The 18,198-nt window shown below is 62.4% G+C and carries 14 protein-coding genes and 1 tRNA gene; 13 read left to right on the top strand and 2 right to left on the bottom strand.

Translation table 11 applies throughout. The annotated features are described in order from the left end of the window. Window positions 1-12 precede the first annotated feature (12 nt). From gatC to IVB31_RS11195, 8 genes are all read left to right on the top strand, one after another. Window positions 13-300, top strand: coding sequence for an Asp-tRNA(Asn)/Glu-tRNA(Gln) amidotransferase subunit GatC (gene gatC / locus IVB31_RS11230; RefSeq protein ID WP_247321791.1), 288 nt, complete (start codon window positions 13-15; stop codon window positions 298-300). 82 nt (window positions 301-382) lie between these two features. Beyond that, complete coding sequence (locus IVB31_RS11225; RefSeq protein ID WP_247321788.1) at window positions 383-595, top strand: hypothetical protein; 213 nt, start codon at window positions 383-385, stop codon at window positions 593-595. Further along, window positions 592-2,067, top strand: coding sequence for an Asp-tRNA(Asn)/Glu-tRNA(Gln) amidotransferase subunit GatA (gene gatA, locus IVB31_RS11220; protein ID WP_247321786.1), 1,476 nt, complete (start codon window positions 592-594; stop codon window positions 2,065-2,067). The genes IVB31_RS11225 and gatA overlap by 4 nt, the downstream gene beginning before the upstream one ends. Window positions 2,068-2,069: 2 nt before the next feature. After that, a complete protein-coding gene (locus IVB31_RS11215; protein ID WP_247321785.1) occupies window positions 2,070-2,363 on the top strand; it encodes a hypothetical protein in 294 nt (97 codons plus the stop codon). Beyond that, window positions 2,360-3,244, top strand: coding sequence for an FkbM family methyltransferase (locus IVB31_RS11210; protein ID WP_247321784.1), 885 nt, complete (start codon window positions 2,360-2,362; stop codon window positions 3,242-3,244). Before IVB31_RS11215 ends, IVB31_RS11210 begins: the two co-directional genes overlap by 4 nt. Then, the gene (gatB, locus tag IVB31_RS11205) at window positions 3,241-4,725 is read left to right on the top strand and encodes an Asp-tRNA(Asn)/Glu-tRNA(Gln) amidotransferase subunit GatB (protein ID WP_247321783.1); all 1,485 of its coding nucleotides are present in this window, start codon (window positions 3,241-3,243) and stop codon (window positions 4,723-4,725) included. The genes IVB31_RS11210 and gatB overlap by 4 nt, the downstream gene beginning before the upstream one ends. A 1,201-nt stretch (window positions 4,726-5,926) precedes the next feature. Next, window positions 5,927-6,823, top strand: coding sequence for an ankyrin repeat domain-containing protein (locus IVB31_RS11200; protein WP_247321779.1), 897 nt, complete (start codon window positions 5,927-5,929; stop codon window positions 6,821-6,823). 312 nt (window positions 6,824-7,135) lie between these two features. Then, window positions 7,136-7,402, top strand: a complete 267-nt coding sequence (locus IVB31_RS11195; RefSeq protein WP_247321777.1) for a hypothetical protein — start codon at window positions 7,136-7,138, stop codon at window positions 7,400-7,402. Window positions 7,403-7,694: 292 nt separating this feature from the next. Here IVB31_RS11195 and IVB31_RS11190 read toward each other — a convergent pair. Then, window positions 7,695-7,787, bottom strand: a tRNA-Ser gene (locus tag IVB31_RS11190). 359 nt (window positions 7,788-8,146) lie between these two features. Here IVB31_RS11190 and IVB31_RS11185 point away from each other — a divergent pair. Then, window positions 8,147-10,759, top strand: coding sequence for a tetratricopeptide repeat protein (locus IVB31_RS11185; RefSeq protein ID WP_247321775.1), 2,613 nt, complete (start codon window positions 8,147-8,149; stop codon window positions 10,757-10,759). Window positions 10,760-11,355: 596 nt separating this feature from the next. Continuing rightward, window positions 11,356-12,966 carry a porin gene (locus IVB31_RS11180; RefSeq protein ID WP_247321764.1) on the top strand — a complete coding sequence of 537 codons (1,611 nt, stop codon included), beginning with the start codon at window positions 11,356-11,358 and terminating at the stop codon, window positions 12,964-12,966. Window positions 12,967-13,557: 591 nt separating this feature from the next. Here the strand turns inward: IVB31_RS11180 and IVB31_RS11175 are convergent. Beyond that, window positions 13,558-16,056: a transglycosylase SLT domain-containing protein gene (locus IVB31_RS11175; protein WP_247321761.1), complete on the bottom strand. Its 2,499-nt coding sequence runs from the start codon at window positions 16,054-16,056 to the stop codon at window positions 13,558-13,560. Between the two features lie 241 nt (window positions 16,057-16,297). On the opposite strand from IVB31_RS11175, the gene dapA reads away from it, so the two are divergent. From dapA to smpB, 3 genes are read left to right on the top strand one after another with little or no spacing between them, the layout of a single operon-like run. Further along, entirely contained in the window at window positions 16,298-17,188 is an 891-nt protein-coding gene (gene dapA, locus IVB31_RS11170) for a 4-hydroxy-tetrahydrodipicolinate synthase (protein ID WP_247321759.1), read from the top strand. A gap of 53 nt (window positions 17,189-17,241) precedes the next feature. Then, on the top strand, window positions 17,242-17,655 hold the full coding sequence (gene mscL / locus IVB31_RS11165) for a large conductance mechanosensitive channel protein MscL (protein WP_247322119.1): 414 nt from the start codon (window positions 17,242-17,244) through the stop codon (window positions 17,653-17,655). A gap of 60 nt (window positions 17,656-17,715) precedes the next feature. Continuing rightward, window positions 17,716-18,189, top strand: a complete 474-nt coding sequence (gene smpB, locus IVB31_RS11160; RefSeq protein ID WP_247321757.1) for an SsrA-binding protein SmpB — start codon at window positions 17,716-17,718, stop codon at window positions 18,187-18,189. Window positions 18,190-18,198 lie beyond the last annotated feature (9 nt).

Here is an 18,198-nt window from a genome sequence, read left to right as displayed (position 1 = left end):
AGGCCGTATATAATGTCCGTCGACGCCGCTACCGTCCGCCGCATCGCGCATCTGGCGCGCATTGCGGTTTCCGAGGGCGAAGTTCCGCATCTGCAGGGCGAGCTCAACGCCATGCTCGCCTTTGTCGAGCAGCTCTCGGAGGTCAATGTCGAGGGCGTGGAGCCGATGACCTCGGTCACGCCGATGCAGATGAAGAAGCGCCAGGATGTCGTCAATGACGGCGGGATCGCCGACGATATCGTTGCCAACGCGCCCGCGACCGAAGGTCACTTCTTCCTGGTGCCGAAGGTGGTCGAGTAATTGGCTTAGCGTTTCGAGCGAAGTGGAAGCCGGTTCGCGTCAAGAAAACGCGTCAAAGTAAAGACTCTTGGGACCAAGTCCGATGTGCATGCTTTGCGACGATGAGAAGGCCTATCAGGCCTATATGAACTATCTCGACAAGATGGAGCGGCAGGGCAAGGCTGCCGACCCCAACGTCGCCGTCAATGCCGTGCTCGACGAGATCGAGGCGGCTGCGAAAGTCGCCGCCAAAAAAGACGACCCGGCCAACGACAAAACCCTGTCTCCGTTCTTCTGCAGCCCGATCAATAAATGACCGATTTGACATCGCTGACGCTCGCCGAGGCCCGCAAGGGCCTCGCGGCCAAGACTTTCACGTCACTCGAGCTGACCGACGCGCATCTGAACGCGATCGAAGCCGCGCGCGTGCTCAACGCCTTCGTGATGGAGACGCCCGATCGCGCGCGCGACATGGCGAAGACCGTGGACGAGAAGATCGCCAAGGGGGAGGGCGGCCCGCTCGCCGGCATCCCGCTCGGCATCAAGGATCTCTTTGCCACCAAGGGCGTGCGCACTACGGCCTGCTCAAAAATCCTCGGCAATTTCGTGCCGACCTATGAGTCCACCATCACCTCGCAGCTCTGGCGCGACGGCGCCGTCATGCTCGGCAAGCTCAACAATGACGAGTTCGCAATGGGCTCGGCGAACGAGACCTCGTGCTTCGGACCCGTCGGCAATCCCTGGCGGCGCGACGGAAGCAACACCACGCTGGTGCCGGGCGGCTCGTCCGGCGGCTCGGCCTCGGCCGTGGCGGCACTGCTCTGCATGGGTGCGACCGCCACCGACACCGGCGGCTCGATCCGCCAGCCGGCCGCGTTCACCGCGACCGTCGGCATCAAGCCGACCTATGGCCGCTGCTCGCGCTGGGGCATCGTCGCCTTTGCCTCCTCGCTGGACCAGGCAGGCCCCATTGCGCGCAGCGTGCGCGATAGCGCGATGCTGCTGCGCTCGATGGCCGGCCACGATCCGAAGGACACGACTTCGGTCGACATGCCCGTGCCGGACTACGAGGCCGCGATCGGCAAGTCCGTGAAGGGCATCAAGATCGGCATTCCCAAGGAATATCGCCTCGACGGCATGCCGGCCGAGATCGAAAAGCTCTGGAGCGAGGGCGCCGCATGGCTGAAGGCGGCCGGCGCCGAGCTCGTCGAGGTGTCCCTGCCGCACACCAAATATGCGCTGCCGGCCTATTACATCGTGGCGCCGGCGGAGGCCTCCTCCAATCTCGCGCGCTATGACGGCGTCCGCTACGGCCTGCGCGAGCAGGGCAGGAACATCAACGAGCTCTACGAGAACACCCGTGCGGAAGGCTTTGGCGCAGAGGTGCGCCGCCGCATCATGATCGGCACCTATGTGCTCTCGGCCGGCTATTACGATGCCTATTATCTGCGCGCCCAGAAGGTGCGCACGCTGATCAAGAAGGATTTCGAGGATTGCTTCGCCCAGGGCGTCGACGCGATTCTGACGCCGGCAACGCCGTCGGCCGCCTTCGGCATCGGCGAGAAGGGCGGTGCCGACCCCGTCGAGATGTATCTCAACGACATTTTTACGGTGACCGTGAACATGGCGGGGCTGCCCGGCATCGCCGTGCCGGCCGGCAAGGACGCGCAGGGTCTGCCGCTGGGGCTGCAACTGATCGGCCGTCCCTTCGACGAGGAGACGCTGTTCTCGCTCGGCGAGGTGATCGAGCAGGCGGCCGGCCGCTTCACGCCCGCGAGGTGGTGGTGAGCATGGCGGCGTATATCGCCAGCCTCGACGGCGCCGCGCCGGCGCCGGATCTCAGCGCGCCGCTCGCCGGCCTGTGGTGGGCCGCCAAAGGCGACTGGGACCAGGCGCACAAGATCGTCCAGGAGGAGAGCAGCCGCGAGGCCGCCTGGGTGCACGCCTATCTGCACCGCGTCGAGGGCGATCTCGGCAATGCCGGCTATTGGTACCGCCAGGCTGGCCAGCCGGTGGCAACGGATTCGCTTGAAGCAGAATGGCAGCGCATCGCTGATACGCTGGGTGGGAGTGCATCCGCATGAGCGAGCCTGCTTTCACGGGGCCGAAGGCGAAGCCGGAGGATCTATTCGGCCGTTTTCGCGAGATCGTTTCCGATCCCCTCAACCTCCTGATCGAACGCGTCCCGATGGCAGGCCTCGTCGAAGGCGATCAGGTCTTTCTGCATAACGGCCTGAAGGTTCCGGGCATCGGGCCCGGAGCCTATTACGGCCCCTTCAGCAGTGTGCTCATCATCAATCGCGGCGTCCACGAGCCGCTGGAAGAGTATGTCTTCCAGGAACTGCTGAAGCGGCTCGGCGAGGCGCCCTCGATGATCGAGCTCGGCGCCTATTGGGGCCACTATTCCATGTGGCTCAAGAAGACGCGGCCCAAGGCAGAGGTCATCCTGGTCGAGCCGGACCCGGCCTGCCTGAAGGCCGGTCAGGATAATTTCGCGCGCAACGGACTGAAGGGCGAGTTCATCAAGGCCTTTGTCGGCAACGGCAAATTCGAGGTCGACGCCTTCTTCCGGGACAGGAAGATCAAGCATCTCGACATATTGCATGCTGATATCCAGGCTTTCGAGGTCGAGATGCTGCAGGGCGCGGAGGGCGTGCTCAGCAAGCGCCGCGTCGATTATCTCTTCATCGCAACCCATTCGCAGGATCTCCATCGCGGGGTCGTCGATCGTCTCAAGGCGCAGGGATACCGCGTCGAGATCTCCAGCGATTTCGAGAACCAGAGCACGTCTTTCGACGGCTTCGTGTTCGCCTCCTCGCCGGAGGTTGACGCGCTTTTCGGAGGGATCAAGATGATGGGCCGCCCCGAGATCGCGCTGCGCCAGCCGGCCGAAGTGCTTCGGTCGCTCAACGGGCTTCTCGAAGCGGGTGAAGGGCGGGCAGCCAAGGGACCAGTAAAGCCATGAACGCACCTGCCGCACCCCACAAGCTTCTCAAAGGCGCCACCGGCGATTGGGAGATGGTCATCGGCCTGGAGGTCCACGCCCAGGTCACGTCGAACTCAAAGCTGTTCTCGGGCGCCTCCACCGCATTCGGCGGCGATCCGAACTCGCATGTGTCGCTGGTCGACGCGGCGATGCCGGGGATGCTGCCCGTGATCAACGAGGAGTGCGTCAGGCAGGCTGTCCGGACCGGGCTCGGCCTCAACGCAAAGATCAATCTGCGCTCGGTGTTCGATCGCAAGAACTATTTCTATCCGGACTCGCCGCAGGGCTATCAGATCAGCCAGTACAAGTCGCCGATCGTCGGTGAGGGCGAGGTGATCGTCGAGCTCGACGGCGGAAGGACTGCCGCGATCGGCATCGAGCGGCTGCATCTGGAGCAGGACGCCGGCAAGTTGCTGCACGACCAATCGCCGTCGCTGTCCTTTGTCGATCTCAACCGCTGCGGCGTGGCGTTGATGGAGATTGTCTCGAAACCGGACATCCGCGACGCCGAGCAGGCCAAGGCTTACGTCACGAAGCTGCGCTCGATCCTGCGCTATCTCGGCACCTGCGACGGCGACATGGAGAAGGGGTCCTTGCGCGCCGACGTCAACGTCTCCGTGCGCAAGCCGGGCGCGCCGCTCGGCACCCGCTGCGAGATCAAGAACATGAACTCGATCACCTTCATCGGCCAGGCGATCGAGTACGAGGCACGGCGCCAGATCGAAATCCTCGAGGACGGCGGCCAGATCGACCAGGAAACGCGGCTCTATGATCCCAACAAGGGCGAGACGCGGTCGATGCGCTCAAAGGAAGAGGCGCATGACTACCGCTACTTCCCCGATCCTGATCTGCTGCCGCTGGAGTTCTCGCAAGCCTTCGTCGACGAGCTGAAGACGGAGCTGCCCGAGCTGCCGGACCAGAAGAAGACGCGCTTCGTCGCCGATTTCGGCCTGTCGGCCTATGATGCGAGCGTGCTGGTCGCCGAGCGCGAGAGCGCGGTGTTCTACGAGACGCTGCTGGAGAAGCTCGCCGACCGCGCGCGCGACGGCAAGGTCGCGGCGAACTGGATCATCAACGAGCTGTTCGGCCGTCTCAACAAGGAGGGGCGGGATATTACGGGCTCTCCGGTTGGCGCCGAGCAGTTGGCTGCGATCATCGACCTGATCGGCGAGGGCACGATCTCGGGCAAGATCGCCAAGGATCTGTTCGAGATCGTCTGGCAGGAGGGCGGCGATCCCCGCGCGCTCGTCGAAAGCCGCGGCATGAAGCAGGTCACGGATCTTTCGGCGATCGAAAAGGTTGTCGACGACATCATCGCGGCCAATTCCGACAAGGCGGCGCAGGTCAAGGACAAGCCGCAGTCGCTCGGCTGGTTCGTCGGCCAGGTGATGAAGGCGTCCGGCGGCAAGGCCAACCCGCAGAGCGTCAACGACCTGCTCAAGTCCAAGCTCGGCGTCTAGCCTTACGCGTTAGAACGAGGTGACGGACGCGCGTCGTCACCTCGCTTCCGGTTCGCCATGCGACGCTCGCGCGCACCGACAACGGCAAACTTCATCCCGATCGAGAGCGATGCTGCGACCGAATCGGCGCCACGCGATTCGCGCAAAACGGCGGCTTGAACACGCTCAGACGAGCGCTCGCGCCGTTAATCATGAAAATATTTTCGTTGCCAAAATCCGCGACTCAGAGTCCGCGAAGCACCCTCACGAGGCGCTCGCGCGATCGGCATGATGCATCATTGCAGCGATCGCGCGCGATGCACGCGTGCAAAAAAATACTTGCTGCATAGTGTTTTTCTACAATCGCATCTTTTGCAAACGTCGATGCTGCGGGCACTCTCTGCGATCGCAAGCACACCTCATGCAGCCCGTTTGCATCGCGTTCGCCAGCGCAGGCGCGTTTCGCCGTCAACACTTCTTTAAGCGAGACGCTGTTTTTTTCGTTGTGTTGGTGTATTCGGGATGAGTGTGCACTCGATCCCCGACTGCATGCAGCGATTAAGCCATCTCACACATCGGAGGGCAACATGGCCAAGAAAGCTAAGAAGGCAAAGAAGGCGAAGAAGGCGAAGAGCGCAGTGAAGAAGACTGCGAAGAAGACCCGCAAGGTCGCCAAGAAGAAGTAACTTCGCTTTTTGAAGTTGCCGGCTCCTAGAGAGCCGGCACGTCATCAGCGCCTCTCAAAAGGTTCTGGTCGACGATAGAGGGTGTCGGCGAGACATCAGGTCAACGGTCGGATCGTTCTCTTTCGCGGGTTCGCTCGCCAAAGTCTGGTCCGGCAGAAGAAACAAGTTTTCTTCGTTCGGTGCGGGTCCGGTTCGCCGGTTCTGCAATTTCACGAGTGGCCTTGCGGTCAAGGTGGAATCTGGTCCTGACGTGTTCGCCGACGCCCTCGTTCTCTTGAGGCCGGGGTATTGCCGGCATTCCCTTATCCCCGACATTGCTGATCTGACCGCGACGTTGTCGAGGCGGGACGTACGCGATCTCACAGATCGCGCGCCTTGCCACGGCAGATCGACCGGCGATCTTCTTTTCCGGCAACTCACCAGCCGGCATACGTCTCGTGCAGTGCGGTGCGGCTGATTTCAACAAGTTTAGATTGAAAGGCCAGCCTTGGAATGGTCTGCTTCCAACATTGCTTTATGCGATTTCGGAGGCTCGGATGGGAGAAGAGCAAGGGCGCGCACCGGCGCAGGCTAACAAGCAGCCGGATAAGACAGTCATTGTGGCGATTATCGGCGTCGTAGGCGTATTGGGGACGGGCGTCCTGAGCAATTGGGACAGGCTGTTTGGTTCAAGGCCCGACAACCACGCAGGACCGGCCGCCGCAATTGTCGGTCCCGCCGTCAGTCCCACGATCAGCCCGAACATCAGTCCCACGATCAGCCCGACCATCAGTCCTACGATTAGTCCGACCATCAGCCCGACGATCAATGTCACGGCGGCGATGCCGAGTCAGCCGAAGTCACTGTCTCTGAAGACGTGCATGCCGTTGTTTGCCAGCCTGCCGCCCGAATTGGCGGAGCGGGCCCTGACGGATCCTCAAAGCCTGGCGAACGCTTTGGTTGCTTCGGCCCTGGATGGCAGCATGGCTTGCGTCCGCGCGCTGCTCGAGGCAGGCGCTCCGCCGAACGGCCCGGATGCGCCTCTCGGAGGGGCAAGCCGATCGGCGACGCCACTGCTTGGAGCGATTCAAGCACACAACGTCGAGATGATGATGTTGCTGATCAACGCCGGCGCCGATCCCGATTTGCGGTCTCTTGCAAGCGCCAGCTCGCCGGGCGTGTCTCCAATCGCCGCCGCATCATCCTCGTCGCTCGATGCCGTGAAGCTGCTGATTTCGAAGGGGGCGAATGTGAATGGGCCGACGCGAGAAGACCAATCAGCCCTGCACAGGGCTGTCTCGCGGGGAGACGCGGAGACGGTGCATGAGCTGTTGAACCACGGCGCAAGGGCAGATGCCAAGGATGCTAGCGGCAAGACGCCGCTCGATATTGCGGAAGCTGATCACAAGGAGCTTGTTCCACTCCTGAAGGGAAGTGGGCAGCACCTCCGATGAGGCTCGGGGGTGGCCTGTCACCGTGCGCGATGGTTATCGATCTCCCAAAATCCCACGGTAAACCGAATCTGACGAATCGCAGAAGTGCCTGCAAATCAGGGACTTCTTGAATTCCGCGCGCAGGCGGCCTGCGCTCGCGTTTACCTCTGCTTCATCGCGATACTTAAACTGCCATTCAAATTTGCCCGCCATCATTACCTCCAACAAGCCGGCAAACGGCAGGGGCAAAAAAGCCTCGGGGATGAGTTGAACAGTTTTGGACGGGAGCCGCGCTCGGGGGACGAGGCGGCACAAGAAAATAGGGGATGCGTTATGTTTCAGGGTACTTTCGATCTGGAGACCGCAACGCCGATCGACGCTGGCGCGCTGTCGGATGTGCTGTTCGAGCGCGGGATCTATTGGGCGAGCGGACGCTCCGGTCTCGTCGATCTCGTCGCCGCGCATAAATGGTTCAACCTCGCCGCCCTCAAGGGCCGCAAGGACGCTGTGACGCTGCGCCAGGAAGTCGCCGGGCAGATGTCGGACGCTGAGATCTCGGCCGCGCAGCGCGAGGCGAGGGCGTGGGTCTCCGCTCACTGAGCGGAGACTCGCATCGGGCTCCGCGTTTCACGGGGGCACCTGGTTCCATAGTGGCGGATCCGGCGGTGGTTCCGCGAGGTGCGGACACGCATATATAAGGACAGCGCGAATCGCAGGCTTCTCGTGCCGCGCGTATCCTTGCGCGAGGCTTGTGCTGCTGTTCGACGGTGGGCTTTCAGGTGAAAGAGTCGCACCGACCTTGTTTCTGCCGCCTGCGGCTGGCGTCCGCACTCCGTCAGCCCAGCCAACAGCTCTTGTGGTCCTGGTCAGGCAATCGGTTATCGGGATTGGGTGGCGGAGAGGGAGGGATTCGAACCCTCGATACAGCTTGAGACCGTATGACGCTTTAGCAAAGCGTTGCCTTCAGCCACTCGGCCACCTCTCCGGTGCGAGCCTTATGCATCTAATTACGCGGGCTGGTCAATTTGGAAGCGTGTGTTTTCGCTCGAATATTCCCAGCGATTTTCAAAACAAAGCGGTTTGCCCTCGAAGCGAATCCCGCTGCCTCCGCAAAATTCAATCAAACTATTGATTTAGTTGTATATTTCTGCGGTTTGTCGCAGCTATCCTGGCGCCGATTGCTCTTTGGGGCGTAGCGGCGCCCTGGAGATCAAAGCGGGGAAGGGGGCCGGGCCGGCAGGCTCGTTCGCTGCGCAACCGCCGGGCCATGCCACTCCGGCGCCATCTTGCAATGTCGGGGCCGATGGTATGATTGGCCGGGTTATCCTTGCGGGAGGAATGGGCTTGGCGGGTGAACTGCAGACCAAATTTCGACGTGCTGTCGAAGCCTTTCAAGCCCGCGATTTGGTCAAAGCGGAAAGAATACTGCAGCAGATCGCAAAATCGTCCAGGGCCGTCTTCGAAGTGGAGCACCTCCTGGGTGTGGTGAAGCTCGTCCAAGGTCGATTTGCCGAGGCCGAGGTGCATCTCAGGGCGGCCGTGGCCCTGAACGGAAGCAGCGACGAAGCGCTCAGCAATTATGGATATGCGCTCAAATCCCTGGGCAGGCCTCAGGAGGCTCTGGCCTATTTCACGCGCGCATTGGCGGTGAATCCGCGCAATCCTCTCTCATATCACAACAGAGGTTCGATCCTCGCCGAATCCGCGAGAAGCTACGGGGAGGCGATCGATCAATTCGACAAGGCGATCTTCTACAATCCGAACTTTGCCGATGCCTACGCCAGCAAGGGCGGCTGCCTTGAAAAGCTCAGGCGCCACGAGGACGCCCTCGTCGCCTACGACAAGGCGTTGTCGATCAGGCCCGACCTCGAGACCGCATGGCTTGGTCGCGGCAATGCACTCCGGAATCTCGGGCGCTACGACGACGCATTAGCCACCTACGACAAGGCGCTGTCGGCCAGGCCCGATTTCGCGAATGCGTGGGTTGGCCGAGGTGAGGTTTTCACCGATCTCAAGCGCCATGACGAGGCGCTTGCCGCGTACGACAAGGCGACGTCGATCAAGCCCGATCTCGAGAGTGCGTGGGTCGCCCGGGGACACGTTTTCTGGAGCCTGAAGCGCTACGACGAAGCGTCGGCAGCCTACGACAAGGCGCTCTCGATCAAATCCGACCTGGAGAACGCGTGGCTTGGTCGGGGCAATGTGTCCTTCGATCTCAAACGCCTTGACGAAGCGTTCGCTGCCTATGACAGGGCGTTGTCGATCCGCCCCGATCTGGCGGAAGCCTGGCTTGGCCGCGGCAATGTTCTCACCGAGCTCAAGCGCCGTGACGATGCACTCGCCGCGTACGACCGGGCGCTGTCGATCAAGCCTGATCTCGCCGAGGCATGGCTTGGTCGCGGCAATGTGGTGTGGGAGCTGAAGCGCTTCGAGGAGGCTCTTGCCGCCTATGACAAGGCGCTCGCGATCAAGCCGGACACCGAGGGGGCCTGGATTGGCCGGGGCAACGTCTTTACCGAGCTCAGGCGCTATGACGACGCCTTGATCGCCTATGACAAGGCGTTGTCGATCAGGCCTGACCTGGAGGGCATCGACGGTCTGCGCCTTCTTGCCAAGATGAACCTGTGCAATTGGGACAATCTGGACGAAGAGATCGGCCGGTTGACGGCGGCAATACGGTTCGGGAAGGCCAACAGCTCTCCCTTTGCGCTGCTGTCCTTGACGGATTCTCCCGATGATCAGCTCCGCTGCGCCAGGACCTGGGTGAGGGCGAAGCTCCCGCATTTCGCCAAGCCGAGGACAAGGGGCGAGCTCCGCAGCCACGACAAGATCCGTGTCGGATATGTTTCACCTGATTTTGGTCAGCATCCGGTCGGGTATCTCACCGCCGGGATCTTCGAGAGCCACGATCCCGACCGCTTCGAGACGTATGCGTTTTCAATTGGTCCTGATGACAACAGCGATTTGCGCCGGCGGCTGGAAAGGTCGTTTCATCGCTTTGTTGATTGTCAGCACAAGATCGACAGTGAAGTCCTGAAAGCGATCGACGATGCGCAGATCGATATTCTTGTCGATCTTGCAGGCCATACGCAGAATGCCAGGCTGTCGTTGTTCGCGTCCAGTCCGGCTCCGATCGTCGTCAACTATCTCGGCTTTGCGGGAACGCTGGGAAGCGAGCTGTACGATTACATCATTGCCGATGACGTCGTGCTGCCGGATCAAAACAGCCAGTTCTTCGACGAGAAGGTCGTTCGTTTGCCCGGCAGCTTCATGCCGCGCGATAATCAAATTGAAACATTCGAGGAAGCTGCGCCCGATCGGGCCGACCACGGTTTGCGCCCGGAATGGACGGTGTTTTGCTGCTTCAACAATGCCTACAAGATCAATCCGGCTATCTTTGGCAGCTGGATGAATATCTTGAAAGGCGTGGATCAGTCGGTCTTGTGGTTGTCCGACGTGGGGGAGATCGCAAAATCGAATCTGCGGGAGGAAGCCAGGGGCCTGGGCGTCGATCCGGATCGCCTTGTGTTTGCAAGGCGCGTTGCGTCGTCATCCGAACATCTGGCGCGCCATCGCCTCGCGGACCTCTTCCTGGATACGCTGCCCTACAACGCACATACGACGGCGAGTGATGCGTTGTGGGCGGGCCTGCCGGTGGTGACCCATGTCGGGACTAGTTTCGCGGGCCGCGTGGCGGCGAGCCTGCTTGACGCGGTCGGCCTGCCTGAGCTGATCACGCGAACGCGTGCGGATTACGAAGCGCTCGCGATCGATCTGGCGCTTGATAGACAGAAGCTGGCGGACATGCGCGGCAGGCTGCAAGAAAGCCGCCTGACCGCGTCACTGTTTGATGCGGCGCTCTATACCCGGCGGCTGGAGACGGCCTACGCGGCTATGTATCAACGACATCAGGCCGGCTTGCCGCCAGATCATATCGAAGTTCAAGCGCGCGGATGAGAGACGTCCGTCGCGCGACGTCTTTGGCCAAATGGGGGGCCGGACCAGCGACCGGCGGATAAAGGACGTTCCACCACGTATTGATACGTCGTGGCCTCCACACGCAGTCGTTCGCGTCCGCGTCAGGCCAGCCAACTTCCGAGTGGGTGGCGCCGAGCCCTTGGGCGATTCTACGATTCGCACGCATCAGAGCCATGGCCGAGCTTCTCTGCGGATGTGCGGAAGTCGCCGTAACTTTTGGCATCAAATGGAACCCGTTAAAAAATTTGAATATATTCAAATAGTTACGGGTTCGCTCCGATCACATCTGCGTGTTATTTGTGCAACACCTGCCGGAAAACACGCTCCATAGGCCCGTTCTGAAGCGTTCTCTTGTTGTGTGTGCAAAGACGTTCGGTAATTGTGACTGAGCGACGGAGGGGGGCATCCCGAGGTCGTCCCGTTTTAGGTGGTTCGCTTAAGTCCCTCGCGTTCAGCGGGTGTGTCCGAAGGCGCGAAGCGACTAAGCGGTGAGTTAAGGGACAAGGGAACCAACCTAGGGTGTTTCACCCAGCGGATCCGGAACCTACCCTTTAGAGCAAACTTGGAGGTTTAACATGAAGTTGGTTAAGAGCCTTTTGCTCGGTTCAGCGGCAGGTCTCATTGCCGTTGGCGGAGCGCAGGCAGCCGATCTCCCCGTGAAGGCCAAAGCGGTCGAATACGTGAAGATCTGCTCCCTGTACGGTGCGGGTTTCTACTACATCCCGGGCACCGACACCTGCATCAAGCTGGGTGGTTACTTGCGCGCTGAAGTCGCGCTGGGCACCAACTCGGACTTCGGCGGCGGTCTCAACATTTCGAGCCAGGGCGCCAACGGTTCCCGCAACCGTCTGACGAACTACTACACGATGCGCGCTCGTGAAGACCTCAACATCGACACGCGCACCGCGACCGAGTACGGCGTCGTCCGTACCTTCTTCGACGGCGTGTTCTCCTGGACGTCCGGCAACTACGTCGGCACCGGCAGCGCGACCGGCACCACCGCCTACAGCGGCTCGCTGGCTGCGGCGACCAACCCCGGCGCAACCACCACGGGCCTGTTCGGTTCGGGCTCCGGCGGCGTCAACAGCACCGACAGCAACACCTCGGGCGGTTCGCTCGGCGTGTACTACGCCTTCATCCAGTTCGCCGGCTTCACGATGGGTAAGGCCGTGTCGCAGTTCGACGCGCCCTGGACCAACTATCCCGGCAACAACTTCGACAGCCTCGTCGGCGGCAGCGGCACGGTCACTGGTGTCAACCAGTTCACCTACACCGCTGATTTCGGTCAGGGCGTGACGGCGTCGTTCTCGGCTGAAGACGTCTCCTCGTACTATCAGGCCGGCAACCTGAACATGACCGGCGCGACTGCGTCCGGCATGCTCGGCGGCGCCTACGGCTCCAACGCCATCGGCGGCACCCGTTCGCCGAACCTCGTTGCGATGGTGCGTGTCGACCAGGCCTGGGGTCTCTTCCAGGCGTCGGTCGCTGCGCATGACAACCACGTCGGTTACTACGGCCCGTCCGAAGTCACTGGCCACCCCGACGACAAATGGGGTTGGGCGGTTCAGCTCGCTCTGTCGATCAAGAACATCCCGACTGGTGCGGGTGACGTGATCAACATTTCGGGCGTCTACACCGACGGTGCGACCCGCTACAACTTCCAGAACCTGGCGAGCGGCACCTACTCGATGTGGGGAACCACGAACACCGGTAACTACGGCAGCGTCGGCTTCGCCACCGCTCCCGATACCGTGTACATCACGGGCAGCCAGCAGGAGACGATCAAGACCTGGGGCTTCCGCGGTGCCTACACCCATAACTGGGATCCCTACTGGAACACCGCGATCTACGGTGCTTACGCTCAGGCGCAGTTCGGCACCCTGGCAAAGACCACGCTCTGCGGCGCTGGTGGTGCTGGTGGTGGCGTGTTCGGTGCTGGGTTCGCTGGCGTGACGTCCTGTAACCCGGACTTCGCGATCGGCCAGGTGGGTATCATCACCCGCTGGACCCCGGTCAAGAACCTGACGTTCTCGGCTGACGTTGCCTGGACCCACCTCGACCAGAAGTACGCTGGTGTGGTGACCCCGGCGGCTACGCTCGCTGTCCCGGCGAAGCCGGCTGCGGCCTACGACCTCAAGGATCAGGACACGGTCGTTCTGCTCCTCCGCGCTCAGCGCAACTGGTAAGCTAGGTCTAACGACCTGACAGAGAGCCCCGGCGGGAAACCGCCGGGGCTTTTTCTTTTGCCGTTGGTGGCTTGTCCTTGGCAGTCAAAGGCGAGCGTGGTCGCCGGCAAGGCGCCAAGACCGTCTCGGTGCTGGCCATCGAACCAAATAGGCCGCCAACCAGGGCGGCCTCCTGGGGTCCAGATCGAAACCATCGCTATTTCACTTCCAGGGTCCGGCAGTAGTTGGAGCTCTCAACGCTGGTTCAGCCCCTCTCCATCGTGTTGGTTTGGCACTCGTAAAAGGTTTTGAAGTTGAGAACGTTTCCGCAGTTGTGACCCACACCACTGGACAGGGGGCATTGGACTCGGCGCCGTTGCTAGTTTGGGCGGCGACTTTGATGGGGCCGGCAATCACCGGCGCAATCGACATAGCGACAGGAGCAAAAGCAGACATTGCTAAGGTCTTCATGGCTTTCCTCGTTTTGTTGACCCGGGACAGCAGATGCCTATCCCCAAAACAAACGCCACCAGAGCGCGCGTAAAGCACCTCCCTCAATCAGGTATGTCAGGGTGATCGAGGGGACATGCTTCCGCTCGAGAGGAGCCGCCGCTACTCGACGCTGCCGGCGCCGCGGCGCAAATCGGCCTCGATCTGCAACCGCGTGCCGCCGCCGAAGCGGGCGCGGTAGACCTGAAGATTCTCCATGATCCGCTGCACATAGTTGCGCGTCTCGGAGAACGGGATCAGCTCGACCCAGTCGACAGCATCGACCTTGGGATCGCGCGGGTCGCCGTAGCGATCGACCCACTTCTTCACGCTGCCGCGGCCGGCATTGTAGGCGGCAAAGGTCATGATGTAGGAGCCGCGATAATCCTCGAGCAGCCCGCCGAGCTCGGCCGAGCCGAGCGTGGCGTTGTAGACCGAATCGTTCTTCAGCCGCCCCAGATCGTAGGTCGCGCCATGCCGCTTGCAGACATAGCGCGCGGCGTCCGGCGTCACCTGCATCAGGCCATAGGCCTGCGCCGGCGACACGACCGAGGGATTGAAGGCGCTCTCCTGCCGCGCGATCGCATAGACGATGCTGCGCTCGACCTCGGGGCCGATCGCCGTGAACTGCGGAATGCCGTTGACGGGGTAGGCATAGAAGTCGAACGGCAGGCCGCGATTGAGCGCAGCCTTGCCGAGCAGCAGCATGCCGCGCGCGTCGCTGTGGCGCTGGCTGAGCTCACCGAGGCCGGCCAGCGCCTCGGGATCGCCGTTCTCGCCCATGTCGGCGAGAACAGGGATCGCCATCTCACGCTCGTCGAGCTCGTAGAGCAGTTGCGCGGCGCGCACGATCTCAAGGCGTTCGGCGCCACGGCTGCGCGGCTGGCTGTTGAGCTCGATCTGCGGCAGGCCGAGCTTTGCGCGTGCGAGCTGGCCGTAATAGCTGGTGGATTGCTCGGCCGCCCGCGCGTAGGCGTTGCGTGCCTCCTGCTGGCGGCCCGCCGCTTCCGCCGCGCGGCCCTGCCAATAGCCGGCGCGCGCCAGCGTGGTCGGATTGACGCTGCCGACGCCGATGCGGGCGAAATGCTGGGTGGCGGACGCGGGATCGTTGAGGAAGCGCAGCGCGATCCAGCCGGCGGTGAATTCCTGCTCGGTCTTGTAGATGTCGCGCGAGGGCAGGGCCGCGTCGCGCGCGATCAGATAGGCGCTGCGGAATTCCTCGGTGTCGATCATCTTGCGCGCCAGCAGGCGCCGCTCGATCCACCATTCGTCGAGATTGTAGAGCCGGTTCGGATCCTTCGGCGCCGATAGCATCAGCTGGGCGGCTTCCGCAAACTTCTCCTCGCGGCGCAAAAGCTGGATCTTGCTGAAGATGAAGCCGGGATCGCTGTGCAGCTCGCGCGGCACTTCCTCGAGTAGCGCACGCGCGTTCGGTGCCTTCTTGAGGGAGGCGATGCGCGCCTTGGCGAGCGCGACATAGCCGGCGCCGAGACGTTTTGCGGCGCGCAGCGCGGCCTCGTTCTCGCTGCCGTAGAGCAGCGTGTCCATCCGCGCCTTCTGGTCGCCCGGCGTCAGCAGCGCACCGAACTGGTCGAGCGCGTTGTTCTCGGTGTCCTCCGACATCGGATCGCTGCGCCAGGCCTCGCGCACCAGACGCTCGGCATTGGCGCGGTCGCCGCGCGCCAGCATCGCCTTGGCGAGCGTGAAGCGACCCTTGGCCGACACGGGGGATTCATTCTCGAACCACGACCACGCGACCGAATCGTCGCGTCTGTCGTCCCACATCGCGGCCTCCAGGCGCCGGCGCAGGAAGGTCTGCGACGGCCAGCTCGGATTGGCGGAGAGGAAGGCGCGGTAGCGTTCCACGGTCGCGCCATTGTCCTCGCTGCGCAGGATGATCCATTCCGCGAGCTTTCGCGCGACGGGATCCGAGATCGAGGCCGCGTAATTGGTGGCGTCGGCCGACTTGCGCTTGCGCACGAGCTCGATGACGGTTTCCAGCGTGTCCTTGTCGGCTTGCGGCGTCGACGAGGTCGCGGCCACCGCGGCCGGCGTGACCGGCTTGCGCGGTGCGGCATGCTGGCGGGTCGCCGGAGCCAGTACGGGAGCTGCGGCCGGTCTGACGACGGCCGGGGCGGTCGGTCTGACGGTGGCCGTCGCGGCCGGCGCGGGTGCTGGTTTGGCGGGCGAGCCGTGGGCGGTCGGCGTTGATTTTGGCGCGGGGGCCGCTGTCGCCGCCTTGGGCTTGTCCTTCGCGGATTCCTTGCCTGCGTTTTTGCCGGGGTCCTTTCCAGCGTCCTTTCCTGCATCCTTGGCAGGCTTCTTCGCAGCATCCTTGGCGGGGGCGCTGGCCGCACCCTTGCTCGCGTCCTTGGCTGCGTCCTTCGCAGTCTCCTTGCCGGTTCCCTTGACCGACCCCTTGACCGACCCCTTGGCCGGCCCCTTGGCCGGCCCCTTCGCAGTGTCCTTTGCGGCTGGCTTTGCAGTGTCCTTGGTGTCCTTGGCCCCTTCCGCGGTCGTCTCATTGGACTTGGCCAAGGCGGCGCAGCCGACCGACAACCCCGCGATCAGGCAGACGGCCAGACCGGTCAATCGCCATGCGGCACGCGGAAAGGAGGTCACGGCGTTTCGTCGCCCCGAATCAGTCAATTGGCTCAAGACCTATCTGTACAAGATCTGGCTGTATTTGATTGAATATGCGGACAAAATACCAACAGCCGCTTACCTTTGCCGGGTTTGCACCATCACCGCGGCAAAATCGCGGCCTAAACGGTGCGTGGCACGGAAGCGGGTCTTTTACCGGCGGGATAGACCCGATATGAATGCGGCTTGCTCTCGAGATCGCCGCGTACGGAGGAAGTCCATGGCAGCCAAGACGAAATTCCGGGGATCGTTCACCGCCTTGGTCACGCCCTTCAAGAACGGCTCGCTCGACGAGGCAGCGTTCCGCGCCCTGGTCAACTGGCAGATTTCAGAGGGCACCAACGGCCTGGTCCCCGTCGGCACCACCGGCGAGAGCCCGACGCTCAGCCACGACGAGCACAAGAAGGTCGTCGAATGGTGCATCGCTGAAGCCAAGGGCCGCGTGCCCGTCGTCGCCGGCGCCGGCTCCAACTCCACCAAGGAAGCGATCGAGCTCTCCCAGCACGCCGAGAAGGCGGGCGCGGACGCCGTGCTGGTCGTGACGCCTTACTACAACAAGCCGACCCAGGAAGGCATGTACCAGCACTTCAAGGCGATCAACGATGCAATCGGGATTCCGATCATCATCTACAACATCCCGCCGCGCTCGGTGATCGACATGTCGGTCGACACCATGGCGCGGCTGTGGGAGTTGAAGAACATCGCCGGCGTCAAGGACGCCACCGCCAGCATGGTCCGTGTCTCGCAGCAGCGCGCGGCGATGGGCGAGGACTTCAACCAGCTCTCGGGCGAGGATGCGACCATCCTCGGCTACATGGCCCATGGCGGCCACGGCTGCATCTCGGTGACCTCGAACGTGGCGCCGCGCCTGTGCTCGGAGTTCCAGGCCGCCTGGGCGAAGGGCGATCATGCCACCGCGCTGAAGCTGCACGACAAGCTGATGCCGCTGCACAACAACCTCTTCATCGAGAGCAATCCGGCGCCGATCAAGTATGCGCTGTCGCTGCTCGGCAAGCTGGACGAGACGCTGCGGCTGCCGATGGTGCCGGTCACCGAGCCGACCCGCGTTGCCGTGCGCAGCGCCATGGTGCACGCCGGCCTGATCAACTGAGGCGCCAGCCAGTCGGGGAGCTTGTCATGGGAGTCGAAGAAAGAGGCACGCGGATGCTCAGGGAGTTCCGCGAGTTTGCCGTCAAGGGCAACGTGGTCGATCTCGCGGTCGGCGTCATCATCGGCGCCGCCTTTGGCGCCATTGTCACGTCGCTGGTCGGCGACGTCATCATGCCGATCATCGGCGCGATCACCGGCGGCCTCGACTTCTCGAACTACTTCACCCCCTTGTCGAAGGCGGTCACCGCCACCAACTTAGCCGACGCGAAAAAGCAAGGTGCCGTGCTCGCTTGGGGTAGTTTCCTCACACTGACGATCAACTTCATGATCGTCGCCTTCGTGCTGTTCCTGGTGATCCGCGGCATCAATACTCTGAAGCGCAAGGAAGAGGCTGCGCCCGCCGCGCCGTCAAAACCGTCGGCGGAGGTCGAGCTCTTGACCGAGATCCGCGATCTCCTCAAGAAGTGACGCGCGCGCTTCACCCGAACTGTTAGCGTCTTTGCGCAATCTCGATCAGGTTTGTCTGCTATGGCCGATAAGAACGAACGTCCTATCAAGGTCATGGCGGAAAATCGCAAGGCCCGCTTCAACTATGCCATCGAGGATACGGTCGAGGCGGGCATCGCGCTGACCGGCACCGAGGTCAAATCGATCCGCAGCGGCAAGAGCACGATCGCGGAATCCTACGCCGATTCCAAGGACGGCGAGATCTGGCTGATCAACGCCACCATTCCCGAATATCTCCAGGGCAACCGCTTCAATCACGAGCCCAAACGGCCGCGAAAACTGCTTTTGCATCGCAAGCAGATCAACAAGCTGATGGGCGCGGTCGACCGCGAGGGCATGACGCTGATCCCGCTCAAGCTCTACTTCAACGAGCGCGGCCGCGCCAAGCTGCAGCTCGCGGTTGCAAAGGGCAAGAAGCTGCACGACAAGCGCGAGACCGAGAAGAAGCGCGATTGGAGCCGCGAGAAAGGCCGCCTGCTGCGGGCGAGGGGATAGCGGCGAGGG

The organism is Bradyrhizobium sp. 21, assembly GCF_023073335.1.
Taxonomy (GTDB): domain Bacteria; phylum Pseudomonadota; class Alphaproteobacteria; order Rhizobiales; family Xanthobacteraceae; genus Bradyrhizobium.
Note: the sequence above shows the minus strand (reverse complement) of the source record. Positions and strands in the feature narration are given on the sequence as shown.

What these genes read in the sequence shown, in the direction of transcription:
- gatC (WP_247321791.1), top strand. Translation starts at nt 13, where the DNA reads ATGTCCGTCGACGCCGCTACCGTCCGCCGCATCGCGCATCTGGCGCGC.
- IVB31_RS11225 (WP_247321788.1), top strand. Translation starts at nt 383, where the DNA reads ATGTGCATGCTTTGCGACGATGAGAAGGCCTATCAGGCCTATATGAAC.
- gatA (WP_247321786.1), top strand. Translation starts at nt 592, where the DNA reads ATGACCGATTTGACATCGCTGACGCTCGCCGAGGCCCGCAAGGGCCTC.
- IVB31_RS11215 (WP_247321785.1), top strand. Translation starts at nt 2,070, where the DNA reads ATGGCGGCGTATATCGCCAGCCTCGACGGCGCCGCGCCGGCGCCGGAT.
- IVB31_RS11210 (WP_247321784.1), top strand. Translation starts at nt 2,360, where the DNA reads ATGAGCGAGCCTGCTTTCACGGGGCCGAAGGCGAAGCCGGAGGATCTA.
- gatB (WP_247321783.1), top strand. Translation starts at nt 3,241, where the DNA reads ATGAACGCACCTGCCGCACCCCACAAGCTTCTCAAAGGCGCCACCGGC.
- IVB31_RS11200 (WP_247321779.1), top strand. Translation starts at nt 5,927, where the DNA reads ATGGGAGAAGAGCAAGGGCGCGCACCGGCGCAGGCTAACAAGCAGCCG.
- IVB31_RS11195 (WP_247321777.1), top strand. Translation starts at nt 7,136, where the DNA reads ATGTTTCAGGGTACTTTCGATCTGGAGACCGCAACGCCGATCGACGCT.
- IVB31_RS11180 (WP_247321764.1), top strand. Translation starts at nt 11,356, where the DNA reads ATGAAGTTGGTTAAGAGCCTTTTGCTCGGTTCAGCGGCAGGTCTCATT.
- dapA (WP_247321759.1), top strand. Translation starts at nt 16,298, where the DNA reads ATGGCAGCCAAGACGAAATTCCGGGGATCGTTCACCGCCTTGGTCACG.
- mscL (WP_247322119.1), top strand. Translation starts at nt 17,242, where the DNA reads ATGCTCAGGGAGTTCCGCGAGTTTGCCGTCAAGGGCAACGTGGTCGAT.
- smpB (WP_247321757.1), top strand. Translation starts at nt 17,716, where the DNA reads ATGGCCGATAAGAACGAACGTCCTATCAAGGTCATGGCGGAAAATCGC.